The sequence below is a fragment of the Aquipuribacter aurantiacus genome (assembly GCF_051216895.1).
GTDB lineage: Bacteria > Actinomycetota > Actinomycetes > Actinomycetales > JBBAYJ01 > Aquipuribacter.
On record NZ_JBPKAO010000007.1, the window covers coordinates 85512 to 108735 of the forward strand.

The 23224-nt window shown below is 74.2% G+C and carries 23 protein-coding genes; 8 read left to right on the forward strand and 15 right to left on the reverse strand.

From position 1 onward, the window contains the following. The first annotated feature begins 98 nt into the window (after window positions 1-98). The 3 genes from ACR80Q_RS11190 to ACR80Q_RS11200 all read left to right on the forward strand — a co-directional run bounded on the left by ACR80Q_RS11190 (window position 99) and on the right by ACR80Q_RS11200 (window position 2994). On the forward strand, window positions 99-743 hold the full coding sequence (locus ACR80Q_RS11190; RefSeq protein WP_435377692.1) for a DinB family protein: 645 nt from the start codon (window positions 99-101) through the stop codon (window positions 741-743). Continuing rightward, window positions 740-1357 carry a GyrI-like domain-containing protein gene (locus ACR80Q_RS11195; RefSeq protein ID WP_435377693.1) on the forward strand — a complete coding sequence of 206 codons (618 nt, stop codon included), beginning with the start codon at window positions 740-742 and terminating at the stop codon, window positions 1355-1357. The genes ACR80Q_RS11190 and ACR80Q_RS11195 overlap by 4 nt, the downstream gene beginning before the upstream one ends. A 479-nt stretch (window positions 1358-1836) precedes the next feature. Continuing rightward, window positions 1837-2994 carry an MFS transporter gene (locus ACR80Q_RS11200; RefSeq protein WP_435377694.1) on the forward strand — a complete coding sequence of 386 codons (1158 nt, stop codon included), beginning with the start codon at window positions 1837-1839 and terminating at the stop codon, window positions 2992-2994. A 16-nt stretch (window positions 2995-3010) separates the two neighbouring features. Here ACR80Q_RS11200 and ACR80Q_RS11205 read toward each other — a convergent pair whose 3' ends face one another. From ACR80Q_RS11205 to ACR80Q_RS11220, 4 genes are all read right to left on the reverse strand, one after another. Continuing rightward, window positions 3011-3466, reverse strand: coding sequence for an ASCH domain-containing protein (locus tag ACR80Q_RS11205; protein ID WP_435377695.1), 456 nt, complete (start codon window positions 3464-3466; stop codon window positions 3011-3013). A gap of 540 nt (window positions 3467-4006) precedes the next feature. Then, a complete protein-coding gene (locus ACR80Q_RS11210; RefSeq protein WP_435377696.1) occupies window positions 4007-6397 on the reverse strand; it encodes an ATP-binding cassette domain-containing protein in 2391 nt (796 codons plus the stop codon). A gap of 74 nt (window positions 6398-6471) precedes the next feature. Then, window positions 6472-6882 carry a VOC family protein gene (locus ACR80Q_RS11215; protein WP_435377697.1) on the reverse strand — a complete coding sequence of 137 codons (411 nt, stop codon included), beginning with the start codon at window positions 6880-6882 and terminating at the stop codon, window positions 6472-6474. A gap of 5 nt (window positions 6883-6887) precedes the next feature. Beyond that, complete coding sequence (locus ACR80Q_RS11220; RefSeq protein ID WP_435377698.1) at window positions 6888-7340, reverse strand: helix-turn-helix transcriptional regulator; 453 nt, start codon at window positions 7338-7340, stop codon at window positions 6888-6890. A gap of 101 nt (window positions 7341-7441) precedes the next feature. Between ACR80Q_RS11220 and ACR80Q_RS11225 the strand changes: the two genes are divergently transcribed. Further along, the gene (locus ACR80Q_RS11225) at window positions 7442-8131 is read left to right on the forward strand and encodes a class I SAM-dependent methyltransferase (RefSeq protein ID WP_435377699.1); all 690 of its coding nucleotides are present in this window, start codon (window positions 7442-7444) and stop codon (window positions 8129-8131) included. 10 nt (window positions 8132-8141) lie between these two features. Here the strand turns inward: ACR80Q_RS11225 and ACR80Q_RS11230 are convergent, their stop codons facing one another. The 3 genes from ACR80Q_RS11230 to ACR80Q_RS11240 all read right to left on the reverse strand — a co-directional run bounded on the left by ACR80Q_RS11230 (window position 8142) and on the right by ACR80Q_RS11240 (window position 10438). Continuing rightward, a complete protein-coding gene (locus tag ACR80Q_RS11230; protein WP_435377700.1) occupies window positions 8142-8834 on the reverse strand; it encodes a Type 1 glutamine amidotransferase-like domain-containing protein in 693 nt (230 codons plus the stop codon). 97 nt (window positions 8835-8931) lie between these two features. After that, entirely contained in the window at window positions 8932-9495 is a 564-nt protein-coding gene (locus tag ACR80Q_RS11235) for a hypothetical protein (protein ID WP_435377701.1), read from the reverse strand. Beyond that, entirely contained in the window at window positions 9488-10438 is a 951-nt protein-coding gene (locus ACR80Q_RS11240) for an aldo/keto reductase (RefSeq protein WP_435377797.1), read from the reverse strand. Before ACR80Q_RS11240 ends, ACR80Q_RS11235 begins: the two co-directional genes overlap by 8 nt. Window positions 10439-10542: 104 nt before the next feature. Between ACR80Q_RS11240 and ACR80Q_RS11245 the strand changes: the two genes are divergently transcribed. The 4 genes from ACR80Q_RS11245 (at window position 10543) to ACR80Q_RS11260 (ending at window position 13984) form a co-directional block, all read left to right on the forward strand. Further along, entirely contained in the window at window positions 10543-11289 is a 747-nt protein-coding gene (locus ACR80Q_RS11245; RefSeq protein ID WP_435377702.1) for an SGNH/GDSL hydrolase family protein, read from the forward strand. Beyond that, window positions 11286-12098 carry a glycerophosphodiester phosphodiesterase family protein gene (locus ACR80Q_RS11250; RefSeq protein ID WP_435377703.1) on the forward strand — a complete coding sequence of 271 codons (813 nt, stop codon included), beginning with the start codon at window positions 11286-11288 and terminating at the stop codon, window positions 12096-12098. The genes ACR80Q_RS11245 and ACR80Q_RS11250 overlap by 4 nt, the downstream gene beginning before the upstream one ends. Further along, complete coding sequence (locus tag ACR80Q_RS11255; RefSeq protein ID WP_435377704.1) at window positions 12095-13501, forward strand: MFS transporter; 1407 nt, start codon at window positions 12095-12097, stop codon at window positions 13499-13501. The genes ACR80Q_RS11250 and ACR80Q_RS11255 overlap by 4 nt, the downstream gene beginning before the upstream one ends. Window positions 13502-13636: 135 nt before the next feature. Further along, on the forward strand, window positions 13637-13984 hold the full coding sequence (locus tag ACR80Q_RS11260) for an RNA polymerase-binding protein RbpA (RefSeq protein WP_435377705.1): 348 nt from the start codon (window positions 13637-13639) through the stop codon (window positions 13982-13984). 153 nt (window positions 13985-14137) lie between these two features. Here the strand turns inward: ACR80Q_RS11260 and ACR80Q_RS11265 are convergent, their stop codons facing one another. The 8 genes from ACR80Q_RS11265 to kdd are packed head-to-tail and all read right to left on the reverse strand — an operon-like array spanning window position 14138 to window position 23175. Then, a complete protein-coding gene (locus ACR80Q_RS11265) occupies window positions 14138-14893 on the reverse strand; it encodes a polyprenol monophosphomannose synthase (protein WP_435377706.1) in 756 nt (251 codons plus the stop codon). Beyond that, entirely contained in the window at window positions 14890-16596 is a 1707-nt protein-coding gene (gene lnt, locus ACR80Q_RS11270; protein ID WP_435377707.1) for an apolipoprotein N-acyltransferase, read from the reverse strand. Before lnt ends, ACR80Q_RS11265 begins: the two co-directional genes overlap by 4 nt. Beyond that, a complete protein-coding gene (locus ACR80Q_RS11275; protein ID WP_435377708.1) occupies window positions 16593-17552 on the reverse strand; it encodes an ATP-grasp domain-containing protein in 960 nt (319 codons plus the stop codon). The genes lnt and ACR80Q_RS11275 overlap by 4 nt, the downstream gene beginning before the upstream one ends. Continuing rightward, a complete protein-coding gene (gene kal / locus ACR80Q_RS11280; protein WP_435377709.1) occupies window positions 17549-17986 on the reverse strand; it encodes a 3-aminobutyryl-CoA ammonia lyase in 438 nt (145 codons plus the stop codon). The genes ACR80Q_RS11275 and kal overlap by 4 nt, the downstream gene beginning before the upstream one ends. Then, window positions 17983-18819 (reverse strand): lysine 5,6-aminomutase subunit beta, encoded by an 837-nt coding sequence (gene kamE / locus ACR80Q_RS11285; RefSeq protein ID WP_435377710.1) that lies wholly within the window; start codon window positions 18817-18819, stop codon window positions 17983-17985. The genes kal and kamE overlap by 4 nt, the downstream gene beginning before the upstream one ends. Beyond that, on the reverse strand, window positions 18816-20393 hold the full coding sequence (gene kamD / locus ACR80Q_RS11290; protein ID WP_435377711.1) for a lysine 5,6-aminomutase subunit alpha: 1578 nt from the start codon (window positions 20391-20393) through the stop codon (window positions 18816-18818). Before kamD ends, kamE begins: the two co-directional genes overlap by 4 nt. 38 nt (window positions 20394-20431) lie before the next feature. Continuing rightward, window positions 20432-22093, reverse strand: a complete 1662-nt coding sequence (locus tag ACR80Q_RS11295; RefSeq protein ID WP_435377712.1) for an amidohydrolase — start codon at window positions 22091-22093, stop codon at window positions 20432-20434. Then, window positions 22090-23175: an L-erythro-3,5-diaminohexanoate dehydrogenase gene (gene kdd / locus ACR80Q_RS11300; RefSeq protein ID WP_435377713.1), complete on the reverse strand. Its 1086-nt coding sequence runs from the start codon at window positions 23173-23175 to the stop codon at window positions 22090-22092. The genes ACR80Q_RS11295 and kdd overlap by 4 nt, the downstream gene beginning before the upstream one ends. Window positions 23176-23224: the final 49 nt, after the last annotated feature.

The window sequence follows — 23224 nt, forward strand, 5'->3', positions numbered from 1 at the left end:
ACCCACCGCGGACGAGGCGGGCAGACCTGGCGTGAAGGGCCGCCGCCGTGACGTCCTCGCCCCGGCCGCCGCGACGGGCATCGTGGCAGGCTGACGGCATGGCCGCGTCAGACGGGTCCCTCGGCCCACGCCGCTTCGACCGCTCCGACCTGCGCGGGGCGCGGTTCGTCGCCTGCGACCTGACCGGGGTCGTGATGCGCGGGGTCGACATCACGGGCGCGGACATCGACGCACCGTGGTTGCTGGAGGGCGGCGAGGGCGCCCTGCTCGTCAACGGCGTCGACGTCGCGCCGTACGTCGAGGCCGAGCTGAACCGTCGCTTCCCCGGTCGGGCCGAGCGGAGCGCGCGCGAGCCCGACGGCCTCCGTGCGGCCTGGGCCGCGCTCGAACGCACCTGGGCCGGAACCCTGGCGCGCGTCGCGGTCATGCCGGCCGGGTCCGCAGACGTGTCGGTGGACGGGGAGTGGTCGTGCGCGCAGACCCTGCGGCACCTGGTCATGGCCACGGACACCTGGTTGCGGGGGGCCGTGCTCGGCGTGGAGCGGCCGTTCCACCCGATCGGGCAGCCCGACACCGCGGCGGACCTGGCGGCGACGCGCGCGAACCCGTGGGCGCCGCAGCACCCCGAGACCGTGCTGTCGTGCCTGCACACGATCCTGGAGGAGGAGTGGGAGCACCACCGGTTCGCCGTGCGTGACCTCGACGCGCTCGGGTCGAACCAGGCGGGACGGCCGCAGCCGTGACGGCCAAGGTCGACCTCAGACGGACCCTGGACTCGTTCCGGGCGCGACCGGGGGAGCTGCGGCTCGTCGACGTCCCGGACCTGCGGTACCTGATGGTCGACGGCGCGGGAGACCCCAACACCCCGGCCTTCGCGGACGCCGTCGAGGCGCTCTACCCGGTGGCCTACGCCCTGAAGTTCGCCAGCAAGCAGCAGCTCGGGCGCGACTACGTCGTGCCGCCCCTGGAGGGGCTGTGGTGGGCCGAGGACATGGCCTCGTTCACCGTGGCCCGGGACAAGTCCCGGTGGAGCTGGACGCTGCTGATCCTCGTGCCGGACTGGCTCGGGCCGGACGCCTTCGACGCCGCCATCACCCACGTGGCCCACCGCCGGCGACCGGACCGGCTCGACGAGGTCCGGCTGGAGTCCTTGTCGGAGGGACGCTGCGTGCAGACGCTGCACGTCGGGTCGTTCGACGACGAGACCGAGGTCCTGGCGAGGATCCACGACGAGTTCCTGCCGGCCCACGGGCTGCGACCTGCCGGCCGGCACCACGAGATCTACCTCAGCGACTTCCGCCGGGTGCCGCAGAGCCGACGACGCACCATCCTGCGCCAGCCCGTCGTGGACGCGTAGGCCGCGGCCGTCGTTGAGGAGAGCCGCGCCCCGAGCCGGGCCCCGAGCGGTCTGATCTGACATAACGTTCGTTATCGGTGGCTAACTACCGGGAGTCGGAGCAGGTGCAGGGGCTGTCGCCTCTCCGCGGTGTGACGTTGGCAGTGGCTACGGGCTGGACCCTCGGCGCAGAACCGTCGGGCCTGGACGCTGACGACTTCAACGAGGTCGTCAAGGCAGTCGAGTGCGCGCCAGCCACGACCGGGTGGCTGACGCCTACGTCGATCTTGCGGTGGGGCGCCTCGAGGACGAGCCCTGGCTTCGGGCGGCACGGACCCTGACCCGCGCTCCCGGTGCGGCTCTCGCGCACGGCCTGGGGCTGCCGGGTCGCCAGAGCCCCGCCGGGAATCCTGATTGCTGGGCCGGTGGGGGTGTGTGACGGTGGACGCATGCCGGTCGGGGGGACGCGCGTTCGCCTGCCGTTGCCCCTGGTAGTTCTGGTGGCCGGCACGCTGGTCTCGGTCCTGGGCGACAGCGTCGCGTCCTTCGCGCTGATCCTGGACGCTCGTGAGCTCGGCCCGCCCTGGTGGGTGACGATCGTCCTCTTCGCCGAGCTGGTGCCCCCGCTGTTCCTGGCGCCGGCGCTCGGTGTGCTGGTCGACCGGTTCGACGTGCGGACGGTCTGGATCAGCGCCGTACTCGTCCAAGCCGTCTGCTTCACGGCCGCGGCCGCCGTGCCCGACTTCTTCACCCGGGTCGCCCTGATCGCGGTGGCCAACGTCTTCGCCGTGGCCTCGTCGGCGGCGGCGTTCCGTCTCACCCCGGAGCTCGCGGGACCGGTCCCCACCCAGCGCGCCAACAGCCTCGTCGCGGGCGCGGTGTCCTTCGCGTTCATTCTCGGCCCCGGCCTGGCCGCCGCCGTGCACGACGTCGCGGGCAGCACGGTCCTGCTGGTCGCCAACGCGGTCTCGTTCCTCGTCGTCGCGGTCCTCGTCCGTGCGGTCGTCCGGGTCGCCCCTCGCGGTGACCTCGAGGTCGGCAGCCGGTTCTGGACGCAGGCCGGCGACGGCCTCCGCGTGCTGCGGGGCAGTCCCCTGGTCTGGGTGGTGCTGGGGCTGGCCGCCGGCATCGTCTTCACCACCTCCATCGAGGGCGTCGCCGGCGTGCAGTACCTACCCGAGGTGACCGGCAGCAACTCCCTGTTCGGCCTGCTCGTCTCGATCTGGGCCTTCGGCGCCTTGCTCGGGTCGCTGGTCTCAGGCCACCGATGGCTCGAGGGCCGCGAGATCGACCTCGTGGTGTGGGGCGGCGCGCTGATCGGGACGGCCCTGCTCGTGGAGGGCCTGGTCCCCCGCACCTGGGTCATCGCCGCGGTCTTCGTCCTGGGAGGACTGGGCAACGGTCTGCACAACGTCGGCATCCGCACGACCATCCACCGACACATCCCCGAGAACGCCCATGGGCGCGCCTGGTCCTACTACAGCGTCATGGTCAACGCCTGCGTCGTCCTCGGCTACCTCCTCGGGACCCCCTGGGGCGTCCTGTCCGCCCAAGCCCTCATCATCCTGTCCGGGGCCCTGACCCTTCTCGTCAGCACCTACGCCATCTGGCGCATCAGGAACCTGGCGAAGGACGCCACCTCCAGACGCGTCGCGTGACCGCCTGCACGATCTTCTAGGCGTCGACCTGCGCGGGACGACGGTCAGCGGCAGGGCTGCGGCGCGGGTAGAGCAGCTGCAGCACCTCGCAGACGACGAGCATGTCGTCGGAGAACTCGCGCCCGGCCTCCACGAGCTCCGCAGTGAAGACGCGTTCGTGGCTCTCCCTCCAGTGCGCCAGGGAGCGGTCGCCCTCCCCCTCGGCCCGGGCGTGTCCCTCCCCCACCTCGGAGAAGGGCACGACGTCGACCGCTGTGGTGCGCACGAGCGCCCGAGGGTGACCAGCACCGTCGAGGACGATGGAGAGCTCACCGGGACGGGGCATCTCCTGACCCTCGACCTCGTAGGCCCAGTGGGCGCCGGCCGTCGCCGTCTTCGTCCCGTCGAGCACGAGGGCCAGCAGCTCATCTGCTTGCTCGGGAGTCCCGCCGAAGGCCCACGCGGGCGGCGGCACGACGGTCGCCGCATTCATCCCGGTCACGACGGGAAGTCGGCCCAGACCGGCGCTGCTTCTCGCTGTCTCCCAGAAGCGAACGATCCCGCTGTCGCCCCCTGACGCGCCCGCGACGGTCTCCTCGACGTCCATGCCCTCAGTCTGCCGGAGAAGCGTTCCGCCAGAGAGACCACTTCCTCTCGGCTGGACGCATGCCCTTCGCACGGAGGAGCTCGTCGAGGTGGTCCGGGGTGACGATGAACATGATGATGGCTCCAGCCGGCAAGCAGCCCGTACTGGACCAACCGGCTGCCGTTCGACGCAGGTGAGCTGGACCCGCGCGAGTTCCGGTCCCGGGCGGCGGGGCGTCCGGTCGACGACGAGCTGCTGGACGAGCTCGAGCGGCAGGACGCGGTCCTCTGGTTCCAGCTGGACCCCGCGACCCTCCGCGTCCTCGACCGGCTGCGCGCCGGAGGCGCCGGCCTGGCCCTGCTGTCGAACATGCCCGCCGGCATGTCACGGCGCTCGTCCTGCTGCTGGTCGGAGGGCTGCGACGGGGACCGCCACCCCGACCCCGCGTCACGCCCCGACGTAGGCCGCCAGGTGCTGGCCCGTCAGCGTCGACCGGTCGGCCACCAGGTCCGCCGGCGTCCCCTCGAACACCACCCGGCCGCCGTCGTGGCCGGCGCCGGGGCCCAGGTCGATGATCCAGTCCGCGTGCGCCATGACGGCCTGGTGGTGCTCGATGACGACGACCGACGTGCCGGAGTCGACGAGGCGGTCCAGCAGGCCGAGCAGCTGCTCGACGTCGGCCAGGTGCAGACCGGTGGTGGGCTCGTCCAGCACGTAGACCGCCCCCTTCTCCCCCATCCGCGTGGCCAGCTTGATCCGCTGCCGCTCACCGCCGGACAACGTCGTCAGCGGCTGGCCCAGCCTCAGGTAGCCGAGCCCGACGTCGTCCAACCGGCGCAGGATCGTGTGCGCGGCCGGGATGCGGGCCTCGCCCTCGGCGAAGAAGGCCGTCGCCTCCGCGACCGGCATCGACAGCACCTCGGCGATGTTGCTGCCACCCAGGCGGTACTCCAGCACGTCGGCCTGGAACCGCTTGCCCTCGCAGTCCTCGCACGTCGACGCGACCCCGGCCATCATCCCCAGGTCGGTGTAGATGACCCCGGCCCCGTTGCAGGTCGGGCACGCCCCGGCCGAGTTGGCGCTGAACAGGGCCGGCTTGACGCCGTTGGCCTTGGCGAACGCCTTGCGGATCGGCTCCAGCAGCCCCGTGTACGTCGCCGGGTTGCTGCGCCTGGACCCCTTGATGCCCGCCTGGTCGATGGCCACCACGCCCTCGCGGCCGGCCACCGACCCGTGGACGAGCGAGCTCTTGCCCGAGCCCGCCACGCCGGTCAGGACCACCAGCACGCCCAGCGGGATGTCGACGTCGACGTCGCGGAGGTTGTGGGTGGCGGCCCCGCGCACCTCCAGGCGCCCCGACGGCTCACGGACGGACGGCTTGACGGCCACCCGGTAGTCCAGGTGACGCCCGGTCAGCGTGCCGCTGCTGCGCAGCCCCTCCAGCGACCCCTGGTAGACGACCTCTCCCCCGGCGCTGCCCGCCCCGGGACCGAGGTCGACCACGTGGTCGGCGATGGCGATGGCCTCGGGCTTGTGCTCGACGACCAGCACGGTGTTGCCCTTGTCGCGCAGCCGTAGCAGCAGGTCGTTCATGCGCTGGATGTCGTGCGGGTGCAGGCCGATCGTGGGCTCGTCGAAGACGTAGGTGATGTCGGTGAGCGAGGAGCCGAGGTGCCGGATCATCTTGGTCCGCTGCGCCTCTCCCCCGGACAGCGTCCCCGACGGCCGCTCCAGCGAGAGGTAGCCCAGGCCGATCTTCGCGAAGCTGTCGAGCAGGTGCTGCAGACCCGTCAGCAGCGGTGCCACCCCGGGCTCGTCGTCGAGCGCGCGCACCCAGTCGGCCAGGTCGCTGATCTGCATCGCGCACAGGTCGGCGATGTTGGCCCCCCGGACCCGGGACCCCAGGGCCTCGGGGCTGAGCCGGGTCCCGCCGCAGTCCGGGCAGGTGGTGAAGGTGACCGCGCGTTCCACGAAGGCCCGGATGTGGGGCTGCATCGCCTCGACGTCCTTGGACAGGTACGACTTCTGGATCTGCGGGACCAGCCCGAGGTAGGTGAGGTTGATGCCCTCGACCTTCATCTTGGTGGGCTCGCGGTAGAGCAGGTCGTCCAGCTCCTGCGCGGTGAAGTCCTTGATGGGGGTGTCAGGGTCGAAGTAGCCGCAGGTGCGGTAGATGCGGCCGTACCAGCCGTCCATCGTGTAGCCGGGGATGGTGAGCGCGCCCTGGTTGAGCGACCTGGTCTCGTCGTACAGCGCGGTCAGGTCGATGTCGGTGACCGACCCGCGGCCCTCGCAGCGGGGGCACATGCCGCCGAGGCGGTTGAACGTCGCCTTCTCGGTGGTGGTCTTCCCCGGACCCCGCTGGACGGTGATGGCGCCGCTGGCCTTCACGGACGGGACGTTGAACGAGTACGCGTTGGGCGAGCCGATGTGCGGGTCGCCGAGGCGGCTGAACAGGATCCGGAGCATGGCGTTGGCGTCGGTGACGGTCCCGACGGTGGAGCGGGGGTTCGCGCCCATCCGCTCCTGGTCGACGATGATCGCCGTGGTCAGACCGTCGAGGACGTCCACGTCCGGACGGGCCAGCGTCGGCATGAAGCCCTGCACGAACGCGCTGTAGGTCTCGTTGATGAGCCGCTGCGACTCTGCGGCGATGGTCGCGAACACCAGCGAGCTCTTGCCGGAGCCCGAGACGCCGGTGAAGACCGTCAACCGCCGCTTGGGCAGCTCGACGCTGATGTCCTTGAGGTTGTTCTCGCGCGCACCCTGCACCCGGATCAGGTCGTGGCTGTCCGCGCGGTGCGCTGCGGAGGTCCGCTCGTCGGTGGTCGTCGCCATGCTCGTCCGCCTCCAGGGTGGTGTCGGCGGGCAGTCTGCTGCACCCCGCCGACAACCGGGAACCCCTCGGCCGCTCAGCGCTGCTGCTGGATCCGGACCAGGTTGCCCGCCGGGTCGCGCAGGGCGCAGTCACGCACGCCGTAGGGCTGGTCCACGGGCTCCTGGACCACCTCGGCGGTGGTCGACTGCAGCCGGGCGAACAAGCCGTCGAGGTCGTCGGTGGCGAGCAGGATCCCGGCGTAGGTGCCCTTGGCCATCATCTCCGTGATGGTGCGGGTCTCCTGCTCGGTCACCCCGGGGTCGGACACGGGCGGCTGCAGCACGACCGACGTGCCGGGCTGCCCGGGTGGGCCGACCGTGATCCAGCGCATGCCCTCGTAGCCGACGTCGTTGCGGACCTCGAAACCGAGCACGTCCCGGTAGAAGGCCAGCGAGGCCTCGGCGTCGACGTGCGGCAGGAAGCTGGCGTTGATGGTGATGTCCATGCCGGTCACGCTAGGTCGGTGCCCGCGGGGTTCGCTTCTCGATTCCTGACCGGTCGGGTGACCTGCTTGGACACGCACGACGACGGCAGGTCGACGGTGTCCTGGGCCGCCCGCTGGCGGTACACGCTGGGCGGCATCCCGACCAGCTCGGAGAACCGGGTGCTGAACGTCCCCAGCGACGAGCAGCCGACGGCGAAGCAGACCTGGGTCACGTTGAGGTCGCCCCGACGCAGCAGGGCCATCGCCCGCTCCACGCGTCGGGTCATCAGGTAGCCGTAGGGCGGCTCGCCGTACGCGAGCCGGAACTCACGGCTCAGGTGCCCCGCCGACATGTGGGCGCCCCGGGCCAGCGTCTGCACGTCCAGCGGCTGGGCGTGGTCGCGGTCGATCCGGTCCTTGACCCGGCGCAGGCGGGCCAGGTCCTGCAGCCGCTGCTCGTCGGCGGGTGTGCCGTTCACCGGCACGATCCTGCCACGGGTCGCTCCCGGCGTCCCGGGCCTGGTTTGCCGGAACGGCAACAGGACTTGTCGGCCGGCCGGCGCCGGTTCACAGTCGAGCCATGACGGAGACGACCGCACCGCACGTGCACGGCCGCCAGGACGGGCGCACCGCCGCCGCGGACGACACCGACGCCACCTACTGGGAGGCGCGCTACGCCGAGGAGGACCGGGTCTGGTCCGGGCGACCCAACGAGCTGCTGGTCCGGGAGGTCGCCGACCTGCCGTCCGGTACCGCCCTGGAGATCGGCTGCGGCGAGGGGGCCGACTCCATCTGGCTGGCGCAGCGGGGCTGGCGGGTGACCGCGGTCGACATCGCGGCCACCGCGCTGCGTCGCGCCGCGGAGCACGCGGACGACGCGGGCGTCGGCGAGCGCATCACGTGGGCGCAGGTGGACCTCACGGACGGGGACCTGCCCAGCGGGGAGTTCGACCTGGTGTGCGCGCAGTACTACCACTCCCCCGCGGCCACGGCCGGTTCGCGCGAGACCGTCCTGCGCCAGGCCGTGTCCCGGGTGGGCGCCGGTGGGCACCTGCTCGTCGTGGGCCACGCCGCCTTCCCCACCTGGCTGGCCGAGGCGGACCGCCCCGACGTCCACCTCCCCAGCACGGCGCAGGTGCGCAGCGCCCTCCGGCTGCCCGACGGCTGGACCGTGCAGACCGACGAGCTGGTGCCGCGGGAGGCCGTGTCCCCCGACGGCGAGGTGGGGACGAGGGCCGACAACGTCCTGCTGGTGCGGCGGGGTCTCTGACCCGGCGGCCTCACCGGCCCAGCAGGCCACCGAGCGACCGGGTGGACCGGCCGATCGCGTGCTCCGCGCCGTCGACGACCAACCGTGCGCTCCCCTGCCCCACGGCCCGCAGCCCGTCGTGGACGAGCAGGACCCCGCCCGCCTCCGGCAGGCCCCACCGAGGGCCCGCGGGGTCGTCGGGGTCGACCCAGCCGCCGTCCCCGCCGTCGTCGTGGACCAGGGCCAGCCCCGGCAGCAGGCCGAGCCCGTCGACCACCGCGGGGCCGCCGACGCGACGCCGCTCCGGCAGCACCGTGCGGGCGCAGAGCACCATCGCCCCGGCGGACGCCCCGGACAGCGCCACCCCGTCCTGGTGCAGCTGCAGCAGCAGGCCGCCGAGGCGGGCGTCCTCGTCCTGCAGGGCGCCCTGCAGCCGGCTGGGCGAGCCACCGGGCAGCACGACGGCACCCGCCGCGAGCACGGCCTCCACGCAGGCGGCCATGTCGACCTGAGGGTGCGGGGCGACGACGACCGGGCGCGAGGTCAGGGCGCCGTAGTACCGCCGGGCCCGTCCGGCGGCACGGTCGTGGTCCGCGCCGGGCGTGGCCGCCCCCAGGAGGACGACCACGGCCCCGTCGGGGGCGAGGTCGAGCAGCTGGAGGTCCATCTCGCGGCAGGACGGCTGCATCTCGGCGCCGCCCTGCAGCAGCAGCGGGCCCGTCATCGCCGCCCACGCCCCGACGTCGCCGCAGGGGCGGGGCCCGTGCCCCGGACGTCGCGCATGGTCCAGGGTAGGTCTGCCGGCCGCCGGCTCACCCCGCTCATGCGCCGGGCCCGCCGGGGCGGTGCAGCCGGAGGCTCCCGCCGACATGGCCCGACCGGCTGAGCGAGCCCGCTACGACGGCGAAGCCCACGCCCTCGGCCAGCCGTCGCAACGCCGGGTCCCGGGCCGGCAGCCGCAGGCCGACGTCGGTGCCGTCGGGCAGGGCCGCGAGCAGCGTGGCGAACGCCGATCGACCGCGGCGGGTCCCCGGCACCACCACCCGGACCACGTCCAGTCCCCCGTCGCGCTCGACCCATCCCAGCATCGCCAGCACCGCGTCGGCGGGGGCCCCGACCCACACCGCGCGCGACTCGGCCCGCGCCTGCGGTCCCGGGTCGTGGTCGCCCGCCGCGACGTCGACGTGCATCGGGGCGACCTCGGGACCGGTGAGCCGGGCCACCTCCGTGCGTCCCCGCTCGAGCAGGTCGACGTCCTCGCCCCGCTCGGCCAGCGCCATCGCGGTGCGCGCCGCCACCAGCGCCCGGTCGCGTCGCCCGGACGCCTCGAGCCCGGCTGCGACGGCCAACCAGCCCTCGACCCGGGCCCGGCGGGGCTCAGCCACGCCCGCTGATGTCCTCCAGCTCGGCCAGGTCCTCGACGGTCGGCTCCCACAGACCGGCCCGCACGTTGGCCCGCACCTGCTCGGGGCTGGTGGCCCCGGCGATGACGCTGCCCACCGCAGGCTGGGCCGCGAGCCCGCCCAGCGCGACCGTGAGCAGGTCCAGGCCACGCCCGTCCGCGAACCGCTCCAGGGCCTCGATGGTGTCGAAGTCGGCGGACTCCAGCCGCGCCGCCATCCGCGGCGACGACAACCGCGACCCCTCGGGGGCGGCCTGTCCCCGGCGGTACTTGCCGCTCAGCAGCCCCGACGCGAGCGGGTAGTACGGGAGGATGCCGACGCCGGCGTGCTCGCACGCGGGGACCAGCTCGGCCTCGGCGGAGCGGTCCAGCAGGTTGTAGGCGTTCTGCGCCGACACGAACCGTTCCGTGCCGATGGCCTCGGCGGCGCGGTCGGCGTCCACCACCTGCCACCCGGCGAAGTTGGACGAGCCGAGGTAGCGGACCTTGCCCTCCCGCACCAGGTCGTCCAGGGCGGTCAAGGTCTCCTCGACCGGCGTCATCGGGTCGGGGGTGTGCATCTGGTAGAGGTCGACGTGGTCCGTCCCGAGCCGTCGCAGCGACCCCTCGACGGCCCGTCGCACCGCGGTGCGCGACCCGTGCGCCTCCCACGCGGGCGCGTCGACCCGGCCCGCCGGGTGGCCGAACTTGGTGGCCAGGACGACCTGGTCGCGCCGTCCCCGCAGGGCGGCCCCGAGCAGCTCCTCGCTCTGGCCCGGGTGGCTGCCGTAGAGCTCGGCGCAGTCCACGAACGTGACGCCGGCGTCCAGCGCGGCGTGGACGACCTCGCGGGTCGTCGCGGCGTCGACACGGGCGCCGAAGGTGTTGCCCCCGAGGCCGACGGTGGACACCACGAGGCCGGAGTCACCCAGGTGCCGGTACGTCATCTCGGGCAGGTCGGTCGCGGGGTCAGCCATGGTGGCGACGCTACGACAGACGGGCGCGGCCCGCCGGGCCGAGGCGCCGTCGGGGGTGGCCGTAGGGTGACGGCGTGACCGATGCCCGGCCGTGGTGGCGGCGTCGACCGATCCTCGTGGCCTCGCTGGCCCTGACCCTGCTCGGCCTCGCCGTGGTGGCCGTCCTGGGGGTGCGGGCCCTGCTCGTGGTGGGCTCGGTCGACCCGAGGGCCGACTACTGGGACGAGCGCGCCCAGCAGCCCGGCGACGTCGTCCACCTGGCGCTGGGCGACTCGCTGAGCCAGGGCATCGGGTCCTCCTCCCCCGCCACGTCGTTTGTGTCCGTCCTGGCGGGCGACCTGGCCGAGCGCACCGGGGAACGGGTCCGGGTCGTCAACCTGTCCGTCACGGGCGCCACCACCGCCGAGCTCGTCCGCGACCAGCTGCCCCGGTTCGTCGAGCTGCTCGCCGAGCTCGAGGCCGACGGGGTGCCCGTGGGCCTGGTGACGGTGTGCATCGGGGCCAACGACGCCGGCACCACGTCCCCGGAGGACTACCGGCGGGACCTGCGCACGGTGCTGGACGCCCTGCCGGCGGGCAGCTACGTCACCGACGTCCCGGACTTCAACGGCGGCCCCCGGCAGGAGCCCGCCGCCGCGCTCGCCGTCGTCGCCCGTGAGGAGGTGGCCGCGCGCGAGGACCTGGTGCTGGTGCCGTTGGAGGCCGCCACGGGCGACCAGTCCACCGAGGAGTACGCCGCCGACTTCTTCCACCCCTCCGACGAGGGCTACCGCCGCTACGTCGAGGTGTTCCGCGCCACCATCGAGGGGACGAGCCGATGACCGACCTCCCGCACCCGGCGCTGCGCGGCACACCCCTGGGCTTCGCCCACCGCGGCTTCACCCCACCCGGCTCCGGCGCCGTGGCCCACGCCTGGGAGAACACCCTCGTCGCCTTCGGCCACGCCCTGCAGCTGGGCCTGCGGCACCTGGAGACCGACGTCCACGCGACGGTCGACGGCGTGGCCGTCGTCCTGCACGACCCCGACCTGGCTCGCACCGCCGGGCGGCCCACGCCCGTGGGCCGGCTCACCTGGCAGGAGCTGGGCGAGGTGCGCGTCGCCGGGGCGCACCGCGTGCCGCGCATCGAGGAGGTCCTCGACGCCTTCCCCGACGCCGTCCTCAACATCGACGTCAAGGACCCCCGTGCGGTGCGCCCGCTCGCCGAGGCGGTCCTCGCCGCCGGTGCCACCGACCGGGTGCTCGTGGCGTCCTTCGACGGGCGCCGGGCCCGGGCCGTCCAGCACCTCGCCCCCGGCGTCGCCCGCTCCGCGGGGATCGCGGCCAGCACCGGTGTCCGGCTGGCCACGGCACTGGAACGGGTGTCACCCCGGCTGGGTCGGTTGCTGCTGGTGCAGGCGGCGGGCGGAGCGGACGCCCTGCAGCTGCCCGAGCGGGCCGGGCGCATCGAGGTGGTCACCCCCCGGCTGGTCGACCTGGCGCACGAGGTCGGGCTGCAGGTGCACGTGTGGACCGTCGACGACCCCGCCGACATGGAGCGGCTGCTCGACCTGGGGGTCGACGGCCTGATGAGCGATCGGGCCGATCTGCTCTCCGACGTGCTCGCCCGACGGCAGGATGGGCCCTCGTGACGACGAGGTCCCGCACCGCCGCGCCCGGCCCGCTCGCCGACCTCGTCGCCCGCCGCCGCGAGCAACGCTCCTGGTACGTCTACGACTGGGCCAACTCGGCCTACGTCACCACGGTCGGCACCGTCCTGATCGGCCCGTACCTGACTGCCGTGGCCACGGCCTCGGCCTGCCCCGACCTGGCCGACGGCGAGGACTGCACGGGCACGGTGGCCCTGCTCGGCGTCATCGACGTGAGCCCCAACAGCCTGGTCGCCTTCCTCATCAGCATCTCCACCGTCGTCATCGCCGTGCTGCTGCCCTTCGTGGGGGCCGTGGCCGACCGGTCCTCCCGCAAGCGGGTGCTGATGGCGCGCCTCGGCTGGGCCGGCGCCGCCTTCGCGTCGGCCCTGTTCCTGGTCACCGGCTCCAGCTGGGCCCTGGGGGCGACGCTGCTGGTGCTGGCCAACGCCTGCCTGGCCGCCTCGCTCACCGTGTACGACGCGATCCTCGTCGACGTCGCCACGATGGACGAGCGCGACGGGGTGTCCAGCCGCGGCTGGGCGTTGGGCTACCTGGGCGGGTTCCTGCTGCTGCTGGTCAACCTGGGCATCGTGCTGGGGGCGGAGACCCTCGGGCTGTCCGAGGGGCTGGCGGTCCGGATCAGCCTGGCCCTGGCCGGGCTGTGGTGGGCCGGGTTCACCGTCGTGCCGTACCTGGGGCTGAAGGACCGGCCGGCCACCGACGTCGTGGGCGGGCACCGGTCCGGGCTGGCCGGGATGGTCGGCGGGACGTTCCGTCAGCTGGGCGACACGTTCCGGGAGGCGCGCAACTACCCCCAGACCCTGCTGTTCCTGCTGGCCTACGTGCTGTTCAACGACGGGGTCCAGACCGTCATCGCCGTGTCCAGCATCTACGGCTCCCTCGAGCTGGGCTTCGCCACCGACCAGCTCATCATCGCCATCGTCGTCGTCCAGGCCGTGGCCTTCGGGGGTGCGCTGCTGTTCGGCCGGGTCGCACGGGTGCTGGGCGCCAAGCGCACCATCCTCGTCAGCCTGGTGATCTGGACCCTCGTCGTGGGCACCGCGTTCCTGCTCCCCGCGGGCGAGTTCGGCCTGTTCGTGGGGCTGGCGGCCGGCATCGGCCTGGTGCTGGGCGGCACGCAGGCCCTCAGCCGGTCCCTGTTCAGCCAGCTGATCCCCTTCGGCAAGCAGGCCGAGTACTTCAGCCTCTACCAGGCCGCCGAGCGTGGGACGTCGTGGTTCGGCACGTTCACCTTCGGGGTCGTGCAGATGCTCACCGGGTCGTTCCGGCTGAGCATCCTGGCCGTCGTCGCGTTCTTCGTGCTGGGTGGCCTGGTCCTGCTGCGCGTCGACGTCCGCAAGGGAATCACCGACGCGGGCAACGAGGTCCCGGCCGTCGTCTGAGCGCGTCGGTGTGACCGCCGACACCTCGTCCCGCCCCTTCTGCCCCGGAACACCCTGCATCCAGGCGGCGTTCTGGTGACGTAGTAGTGGTAGCGCGCCCGCCTGGGTGCGTGGCACGCGAGACGGAGGTGTGTGGTGGCTGAACGAAGCAGTCTGAGAGGTTCCAGGCTCGGTGGGGTGAGCATGGAGTCCGACACGGCCGTGGAGCCCGCGCCCCGGCGTGTGGCCGAGTACCTGTGCCCGAACGGGCACACCGTGGTGATCCCCTTCTCGGTCGAGGCGGACGTCCCGGCGCTGTGGGAGTGCCGGTGCGGCGCTGAGGCCCTGCTCCGGGACGCGACCCGTCCGGAGCCGAAGCCGACCCGCCCCCAGCGGACGCACTGGGACATGCTCCTGGAGCGGCGCACCATCGCCGAGCTCGAGGTGCTGCTCGAGGAGCGGCTGGCGCTGCTCCGCGAGGGCAAGCTCCCCCGCTCGGCCTGAGGACCACGACCCGACGGCCGGCACGGCCCGACCAGTCCGCTCAGCCCGACGACCACGACGCGCGTCTGCCCCCGCAGGCGCGCGTCCGGCGTCTGCGGGCGGGGCAGGTCGACGGGCGGGGCAGGTCGACGGTGGGTCGGGTCGGCGGCCGGGTCAGCCCGGTGTGGCGGCGCGCGGCCGGAGCCGGTCGCGGGCCTGCTGCAGCCGGTGCCGCACGCCCCACACCGTGACCCGCCACAGCGCCTCGCGGACGATGCCGGACGACATCTTGGACGCGCCCGCCTCCCGCTCGACGAAGGTGATGGGCACCTCGACGACGTGCAGGCCGGCGCGGACGGCGCGCCAGGCCAGGTCGACCTGGAAGCAGTAGCCGGCCGACGCGACGTCAGCCAGCGGGATGGTCCGCAGGGCCTCGGCCGTGAACGCCCGGTACCCGGCCGTGGCGTCGTCCACGGCGAGGCCCAGGGCCAGCCGGGTGTACACGTTGCCGCCCCGGCTGAGCAGCCGCCGCGACGCCGGCCAGTTGACGACCTCCCCGCCGGGCACCCAGCGCGACCCGATGGCCAGGTCGGCGCCGGCGGCCACGGCGTCGAGCAACCGGTGCAGCTGCTCCGGGGAGTGCGAACCGTCCGCGTCCATCTCGCACACCACGTCGTAGCCGTGCTGCAGGCCCCAGTCGAACGCGGCGAGGTAGGCCGCCCCGAGCCCTTGCTTGCCGGCCCGGTGGAGCACGTGCAGCCGGGGCTCGTCCGCGGCCCGCGCGTCCGCGTACTCCCCCGTGCCGTCGGGGCTGCTGTCGTCCACCACGAGCACGTCGACGTCGTCACGGGCGGCCAGCAGCCGGTCCAGCAGCCGCGGCAGGGACTCGATCTCGTCGTAGGTGGGGACGCAGACCAGGGTCCGGTTCACGGACGGGCCTCGTCCTCGGCCGCGGGCCGGGCGCCGAGGGCGCCCGCCCCGGCCCGTCGCGAGGAGGCGACGCCGTGGCCGAGCACCAGCAGCAGGGCCACCGCCACGAGCGCGAGCTCCGGGACCGGACCGAGCCGCGTCGCGGGTGTGCTGCCGCTGCGCAGCTCCACCTCGCCGACGAGCACGTCCGGGGTGAAGAGACCGGTCAGGCGACCGGTCGAGCCGTCCGGCGCGATCAGGGCGCTGGTGCCGACGTTGCTGATGTGGACGACGCTGCGCCCGTGCTCCACGGCCCGCACCCGCGACATCGCCAGCTGCTGGACGTTCTCGTCGGTGTCGCCGAACGTGGCGTTGTTGGTGGGCACGACCAGCAGGTCGGCCCCGGCCAGCACCTGACGGCGCACCACGTCGTCGTCGACGACCTCGAAGCAGATGGCCGGCCCGACCACGGCCCCGCCCATCTCCAGCACGGCCGCCCGGTCGCCCGGGGCGAAGTCGGTCACCCGGTCCACGAGCGGGGAGAAGGTGCGGAAGAAGTCCCGGTAGGGGATGTACTCCCCGAACGGGGCGATGGCCTGCTTGGCGTAGAAGCCGTTGTCCGCCCGGCCCTCGCCTGCCTCACCCACGTCGCTGCGACCGCGGTACCCGGTCTGCGGGTCCCACAGCAGCATGGCGTTGGTGACGTTCTCGCCGGGGCCCTGGAGCACGGCCCCGAGCAGCACCGGCGCCCCCACGGCGTCGGTGGCGCGGGCGATCTCGGTCGCGGCGTCCTCGTTGAGGAGCGGGTCGATGTCGGAGGCGTTCTCCGGCCAGAGCACCAGGTCGACCGGCTCCTCGTCGCCCGCCTCGATGCGGGCGGCCAGGTCGAGCGTGCCCGTGACGTGGTTGTCGAGGACGGCCCGGCGCTGGGCGTTGAAGTCCAGGCCGGCCTGGGGCACGTCGCCCTGCACGGCGGCGACGCGCACGGGGGCGTCCGTCGCGGGGTCGAGGGTGCCCTCGACCCGGGCGGCGCCGGAGGCGACGGGCAGCAGCAGCAGCGCCAGCGCCACCGGTGCCACCAGCAGCCGGCCGACCGGACGCCTGCCGTCCCCTCGCCGCACCCGACGGACCTCCAGCGCGGAGCACACCCCGATCGCGCTCAGCGCCACCACCCCGAAGCCCACCAAGGGCACCCCGCCCAGGGCCGCCAGGAGCACCATCGGGCTGTCGGCCTGCGAGAACGCGAGCCGGCCCCACCCGAAGCCGTCGAACGGCCAGCGCGAGCGCAGCGCCTCCGAGGCGACCCACACCGCGCCCGCGGTGACCGGCAACGTCCACAGGAGCCGCCCGTCGGAGCGGTCCGCCAGCCGCCAGGCCAGCGTGAACCCCGGCAGCACCAGGGCGAGCATCAGTGCCTCCAGGGTCGCCAGGGCCAGCCACGGCAGCGCGCCGACGTAGATCCCCGACCACTGCAGCTGGGGCACCATGAACCCGAGCCCGAGCAGGACGCCGTAGCCGTAGGAGGCGACGACGCCGCGGCCACGGCCCAGCAGGAGCGCCGCGGCCACCGCGACGTAGGCCAGCCCCCAGGCACCCACCGACGGGAACGCCGCGTCCAGCACGACGCCGGACACGACGGCCAGGGGCACCGCGACGGTCCACGGCACCATCGGCCGGTCGACCTCTCGCGGGACCTCGGGAGCAGGAGCAGCGAGCGCGGTCACCCCGTCAGCGTACGCAGCCTGCGGCGGTGGGCCTGCGCCCACTGCTGCGCGGCGCCGGGGTCGGCGACCAGCCACAACGAGGGCTCGGTGAGCTCCAGCTCCAGCAGCAGGGGCGTGCCGTCGGGACCCGGGACGGTGTCGACCCGGGCATACAGCAGCGGGGCGTGCTGGGGGAAGCGTCGGCGCAGGAAGTCCGTGACCACCCGGGCCACCTCGAGCTGCTCGGCGGTGGCGGTGGTCGCGGTGATGTCCTCCTCCGCGTACAGGCCGTCGGTCGCCTCGGCGTCGGCGTGCAGCAGCTGGCCCTTGCGGAACGCGTGGGACACCTCCCCGTCCAGCACCACCATCCCGGTCTCGCCCAGGGTGTCGACCCCGTCGAGGTAGGGCTGCACGAGCACGGCGCGGCCGGCGTCCAGCAGCTCTGCTGCGTGCGTCAGCGCCGCAGCGGCGCCACCATGGCGGCGCGTGTCCTTCGACCCGGCCGACACGGTGGGCTTGACGACGACCTCGGTCGCGACGTCGAAGGCCGCGGTCACGGCCTCGGCCGCGTCCTGCCCCGGGCGCACGGTGCGCGTCGGGACGACCGGCAGCCCCGCCTCGGCCAGCTCGTCCAGGTACACCTTGTCGGTGTTCCAGGCGATGACCTCGGCCGGGTTGGCCAGGTGGGGCACCGACGCCGCCCAGGCCAGGAACTCGCTGCGGCGCGAGGTGTAGTCCCAGGCGCTGCGCACCACGACGAGGGCGGACCGGACCTCCGGGTCCTGCCAGGCGGTCGGGTCGTCCCAGGACAGGTAGCGCACCCGCAGCCCCGCCGAGGCCAGGGCCGGCAGGGCCAGGTGGTCGTCGGGGTCGCCGTCGGGCAGCTCGGCGCAGGTCACCCACACGACGGTGGTCGCCCCGCCGTCCGGTGTGCCGTCCTGGGGCGCGAGCTCCTCGACCGGCGCGGCGCCGCTCACGCCGCGGTCCCGGCCGGGACGACGACGGTGCCGCGGGCGCTGGTGGCCAGCAGGGGCGGGTCCAGGACCTCCGACGCGGACGCCGACACCTCCGGCCGGGCCCGGCAGACCACCCGCGCCTCGAAGGCGACGTCACGGCTGCGGCGCCCGACCCGGAGCAGCTCCGCCGACACCTCCAGCACGTCCCCGGCGCGGACGGCGCCGTGGAACGCGACGTCGGAGTAGCCCGCGAACAGGCCCTCGTCGCCGTCGGTGCGGATGCACAGCTCGGTCGCGACGTCACCGAACAGCGCGAGGCTGAACGCACCGTCCACCAGGGCCCCGCCGTAGTGGGCGTCGGCGTGGGACACGTAGCGGCGGTGGACGACGACCGTGCCGACGCGTGCGCCTGTCTCGGGGCCGGCGTGCGGTGCGGTCTGCGACGTGGTGCTCACGTGCGGTCTCCTCCGGTGGGGGTGGTGGTGGTGGTGGCGCCTGGGTGTTGGCGTCCGGCGACGGCGTGGACCAGGTAGCTGGCGACCTCGCCCGGGGTGGTCCCCCGGCCGAAGATGCGGTCCACGCCCAGCGCGTCGGCCGCGTTCTCGTCGAAGCGGGGCCCGCCGACCACGAGCAGCGGCCGGGCACCGGCGGGGAACGCCTCGCGGAAGGCGGCGCTCATCGTGGTGGTGTTGTGGACGTGCGCGTCGCGCTGGGTGACCACCTGGCTGACCAGGACCGCGTCGGCCCGCTCCTCGCGGGCGCGCTCGACCAGGTCCGGCACCGACACCTGGGCCCCCAGGTTCACGACCTTCATCTCGCGGTAGTACTCCAGGCCCTTCTCACCGGCCCAGCCCTTGACGTTGAGGATGGCGTCGATGCCGACCGTGTGGGCGTCGGTGCCGATGCAGGCCCCGACCACGACGAGCTTGCGGTGCAGGGACTCCCGTACCGCGGCGTTGGTCTCCTTGGGGCTCAGCAACGGGTACTCCCGCTCGACGACCTCGACCGCGGCGACGTCGACCACGTGCGACACCGGTCCGTAGACCACGAAGAACGTGAACGCGTCGCTGATGGCCTTGGCGTGCACGACCATCGGGGCGTCCATCCCCATCCGCCGGGCCAGCTGGGCCGCGGCGCCCTCGGCCCGCTTGCCCGCCGGGAGCGGCAGGGTGAACGACAGCTGGACCATGCCGTCGCCGGTGGTGTCGCCGTAGGGGCGCACCACCGGCGGCAGGCCGTCGGGCAGTCGGGCGGGGCCGGTGAGGCCGGTCTCGTCGACGCCGCTCACGCGACCACCCCCTCGAGGATCTCGCTGACCGGGTTGACGTAGTGTTCGTCCCGGACCACGACGCCGTCCAGGCCGCGGCCACCGTCGGCGGGACGCTTCATGCCGCCGAACGTGCCGTGCTCGATGGCCGTCAGCAGACCGCCGTCGCTGTCGACGATGCTCTGGAGCAGGTCCACGGCCTCCCCCAGCACGTGCTGGGCGCGGGTGGCGATCAGGCCGTCCGGGGCGGGCACGAAGTCCTCGGCCAGGTTGCCGGCGGCGCGCTGCACGTACCGGACGTTCTGCAGGGCCAGGTCCCGGTCGGACAGCCACGGCGTGACGACGGCCTCGGTCATCATCCCGACCAGCAGGATGTCCTGGTCGGTGAGCGAGCCGACCAGGTTGAAGAACCCGTCCAGCAGGTAGCCGCGGAACACGTCGCCGGTCATGTGCCGGGTCGGGGGCATCCACTTCAGCGGGGCGTCCGGGAACAGGGTGCGGGCCAGCAGCGCGTGGGCCAGCTCGAGGCGGAACGACTCGGGCACCTCGGGGTCGATCTCGAACGCGTGCCCCAGGCCCAGCAGGTGGTCGGGCAGGCCCGCCTCGTGGGCGAACGTCTCGTTGAGAAGCTGCGAGACCGTGACGGTGTGCGCCGCGTCGACGGCGTCGGCGGTGGTGAGGTAGTTGTCCTCGCCGGTGTTGATGATGATCCCGGCGCGGGCGTGGACCTGCCGGCTGAACCGCTGGTCGACGAAGGTGCGCACCGGGTTGATGTCGCGGAACAGGATCCCGTACATCGAGTCGTTGAGCATCATGTCCAGCCGCGCCAGCCCGGCCAGGGTGGCGATCTCAGGCATGCACAGCCCCGAGGCGTAGTTGGTGAGCCGGACGTAGCGGCCCACCTCGTGGGAGACCTCGTCCAGCGCGGCGCGCATCAGCCGGAAGTTCTCGGCCGTGGCGTAGGTGCCGGCGAAGCCTTCGCGGGTCGCGCCCTCGGGGACGTAGTCCAGCAGGGACTGCCCGGTGGAGCGGATGACGGCGATGACGTCGGCCCCGGCCCGGGCGGCGGCCTGCGCCTGCGGGATGTCCTCGTAGATGTCGCCCGTGGCCACGATGAGGTAGATCCACGGCCGCTGCGGCGGGTCGCCGATCCGGGTCACCAGCTCCTCCCGCTCCGCGCGGGCCGCGTCGATGCCCGCGACGCCCCGGGTCGCGGCGGCCCGGGCCCCGACCAGGGCGTGCTCGCGCGCGTGGCCGGTGGGCAGGGTGAAACCGACCGCGTCGACGGCCGCCTTCTGGGCCAGCACCACCAGGTCGGGCGCCTCGGCCCGGGCCAGCGCGTCCCAGACCGGCACGGCGATGCCCTGCTCGAGGCCGACCTGGCGGCGGACGGCGTCGACGAGGTGGTTGACCCACGGGATGCCCTCGGCGTCGGCGCCGGCCAGGCCCGCGGCCCGCAGCACGGCCCGCTCGACGCTGACCGTGGTGCGGGTGCGGGCCAGGTCGACGACGGGGCCGGAGGCCGCGTCGGCCAGGGCGCGGGCCGTCCTCACCTGGTCGGGGTCGAGGTGGAGGCGGGGTCGTCGCCGGGTCACGGGGTTCTCCTCATCGGGTGCGTCTCACGGGGTGTCGCTCATCCGGTGCTGCTCGTCAGCTCGGTGGTGTCGTGGACCACCCGGCCACCGGCCACCGTGCGCAGGCAGCGGGGCGGGGTGGCCCCGGGCCGGACGTCCGGCAGGGCGGGGACGCGGGAGCGGGGGTCGGTGCTCCAGGCCTGGATCCGGTCGTCGGGGGCCTGCACCACCAGCTCGCCCGCCTCCCAGACCGCGAGGTCGGCAGGGGCGCCGGGTACGAGCACCCCGGCGTGCTCGTGGACGTGGACGTCGTCGCGAGCGGCCCGGTGGGCCCCGCGGGTGTGGGCGGCGAACGCGGCGCGGGCGCTGATCCGCTGGTCGTCGTCGTGGTGGAACGCCGCGGCGGAGATCGCGCCCCAGGGGTCGAGGGCCGTGACCGGCGAGTCGGACCCGAAGGCCAGCGGGACGCCCGCCGCGGCGATGCTGGCGACCCGGTTGAGCCGACGGTCGCCCAGCCGGCGCTGGTAGAGCCCCTCTCCCCCGCCCCAGAGACCGTCGAAGACCGGCTGCATGCTGGCGACCACGCCCAGCTCGGCCAGCGCGGCCACCTGCGCGTCGTCGGCCGTCTCCACGTGCTCCAGCCGCAGCCGGGCGGTGCGCAGCCGGGACCCGCCGAGGCGCCGGGCCGCGTCCTGGCAGCCGGCGATGACGGTGTCCAGGGCGGCGTCGCCGATGACGTGGAACCCGGGCTGCACCCCGGCCTCGACGCAGGCCGCGACGTGCGTGGCGATGGTGCCGGCGTCGAGGTAGCCGTGGCCCCGGTGGTCGGCGTGCTCGGGGTGGTTGTCGGCGTACGGCTCGCGGAAGTGCGCCGTACGGGACCCGATCGACCCGTCGGCGGACAGGTCGCCGGCCAGCCCGGCCAGGCGCACGCCCTCCGGCAGCCCCAGCGCGGCCACGACCCGCCGGACGTCGTCGGCGTCGGTGGCGGCCTCGCCCCAGTAGGGCACGACCCGGACCCCGACCCGCTCGGCCACGCCGAGCAGCACCCGCAGGTCGTCGGGGCCGCCGATGAACGGCCCGGACATCTCGTGCAGCGTCGCCAGGCCCCGCTGGGCCGCGAGCCGGAGGGCGGCCTCGTGCGCCGTCGCCCGCTGGGTCTCGGGCACCTGCCGGGCGTGGTGGCGGGCCCGGTGGTGGGCCTCGCGCTCGACCCGCGCGGTGCCGTCCCAGCCGGTCGCGTCGTGGCAGCCCGCCGCGGCGGCCAGCGCGGGGCTGACGAGCGCGGAGTGCACGTCGACGCGCGACAGGTACACCGCGGCGCCGCCGGCGGCGCGGTCCAGCTCGGCCGGCGTGGGCAGGCGCCCGTCGCCCAGCAGCGTCTCGTCCCAGCCGTGGCCCAGGACGGTGCGACCGGGGTTCGCCACGACGAACGCCGCGACGGCGTCCAGGACGTCGGTCACCGACCGCGCTCCCGTGACGTCCACCCCGGTCTGCAGCAGACCGGTGTCGAAGCAGTGGACGTGGCCGTCGACGAAGGCGGGGGTCACGAGCGCCCCGGCCAGGTCGACCACCTCGTCGGCGCTGCCGTCGGTGGCCATGGTGGCCGCGTTCTCGTCACCGCCCACCCAGGCGACGGTGCCGTCGCTGACCAGCAGCGCCTGCGCGTAGGGATCGGCCGGGGAGTAGACCGCACCGTGGCGGTAGAGGACGTTCGTCACGGACCCATCCTGGACCCGTGCCGCGCGCCGAACAGCGCCCGTACCCCGGCGGTGCGCCGGAACAGGTCCAGGGCCAGCTCGGCGTGCCCGGGGGTGTAGCCGTTGCCCACCAGCATGGTGACGTCGGCGGCCAGGCCCTCGGCCCCCAGCGCCGCGGCGCTGAACGACGTCGCCATCGAGAAGAAGACGACCGTGCCGCCGTCGTCGGTGCCCAGGACGGCCCCGTGCTCGCAGCCGGGTACGTCGACGCAGACGACGGTGACGTCGGCCCCGTGGCCCAGCGCGCCGTGGACCGCGTCGGCGGTGGCCACAGGGTCGGTGGCGTCGGCCAGCACGACGGCGTCGGCCAGGTCGGCCGCGGCCAGCGCCTCGGCCTCCTGCGGGACGGGGACCAGCCCCACCAGCCGTCCGGCGCCCGCCTGGCGCGCCGCGGCCAGCGACAGCGACCCGGACTTGCCGGCCGCCCCCAGCACCGCGACGTCGGCGCGCAGGCCGCGCGCGACCCGGTCGGCCACGACCCGCCGCACCAGCGCGGGCGCCCCGCAGACGTCCATCACGGCCAGCACGTCGGCCTCGTCGAGGTCGTCGGGCACCACCGCGGCGATGCTGCGGGCGAACAGCACGGCGTGACCGCTCGTCGGCACCTGCTCCGAGAGCCCGTCCCACCGCTCGAGGTTGTCGTCCAGGTGCAGCGGGGTGAGGGTGAGGCTGACCAGGGTGGCCACCCGCTGCCCGACCCGCAGGCCCAGCGGGCTCGCGGGCCCGACCTCGGTCACCGTGCCCAGCAGCATGCCGCCGGAGCCCGTGACGGGGTTGTGCATCTTGCCGCGGCTGCGCACGATCCCCAGCACGGCGGCGCGGACCCGGTCGGGGTCCCCGTCGGCGGCCTCGCGCAGCTGCCGGGCGCTGGCGGCGTCCAGGTTGAGCCGGTCGACCCGGACCAGGGTCTCCCCCGGCCACAGCTCGGCCCGGGTGTCGAGGACGTCAGCCCCCTGCGGCAGGACGCCCACCGGGTCGAGGACCCGGTGCAGCCCCACCGGGGACTCCGCGGGCATGGTCGAGGGCAGGGACAACTGAGGCACGAGGGGAGCCTACGCACAAGGTTCATGCGTGGGAAGCGTGACAGGCGCA

Excerpts from the sequence above, each read along its gene's own strand:
- ACR80Q_RS11190 (WP_435377692.1), top strand. The coding sequence starts at position 99 with ATGGCCGCGTCAGACGGGTCCCTCGGCCCACGCCGCTTCGACCGCTCC.
- ACR80Q_RS11205 (WP_435377695.1), bottom strand. The coding sequence starts at position 3,466 with ATGAATGCGGCGACCGTCGTGCCGCCGCCCGCGTGGGCCTTCGGCGGG.
- ACR80Q_RS11210 (WP_435377696.1), bottom strand. The coding sequence starts at position 6,397 with ATGGCGACGACCACCGACGAGCGGACCTCCGCAGCGCACCGCGCGGAC.
- ACR80Q_RS11215 (WP_435377697.1), bottom strand. The coding sequence starts at position 6,882 with ATGGACATCACCATCAACGCCAGCTTCCTGCCGCACGTCGACGCCGAG.
- ACR80Q_RS11225 (WP_435377699.1), top strand. The coding sequence starts at position 7,442 with ATGACGGAGACGACCGCACCGCACGTGCACGGCCGCCAGGACGGGCGC.
- ACR80Q_RS11230 (WP_435377700.1), bottom strand. The coding sequence starts at position 8,834 with ATGACGGGCCCGCTGCTGCTGCAGGGCGGCGCCGAGATGCAGCCGTCC.
- ACR80Q_RS11240 (WP_435377797.1), bottom strand. The coding sequence starts at position 10,438 with ATGACGTACCGGCACCTGGGTGACTCCGGCCTCGTGGTGTCCACCGTC.
- ACR80Q_RS11250 (WP_435377703.1), top strand. The coding sequence starts at position 11,286 with ATGACCGACCTCCCGCACCCGGCGCTGCGCGGCACACCCCTGGGCTTC.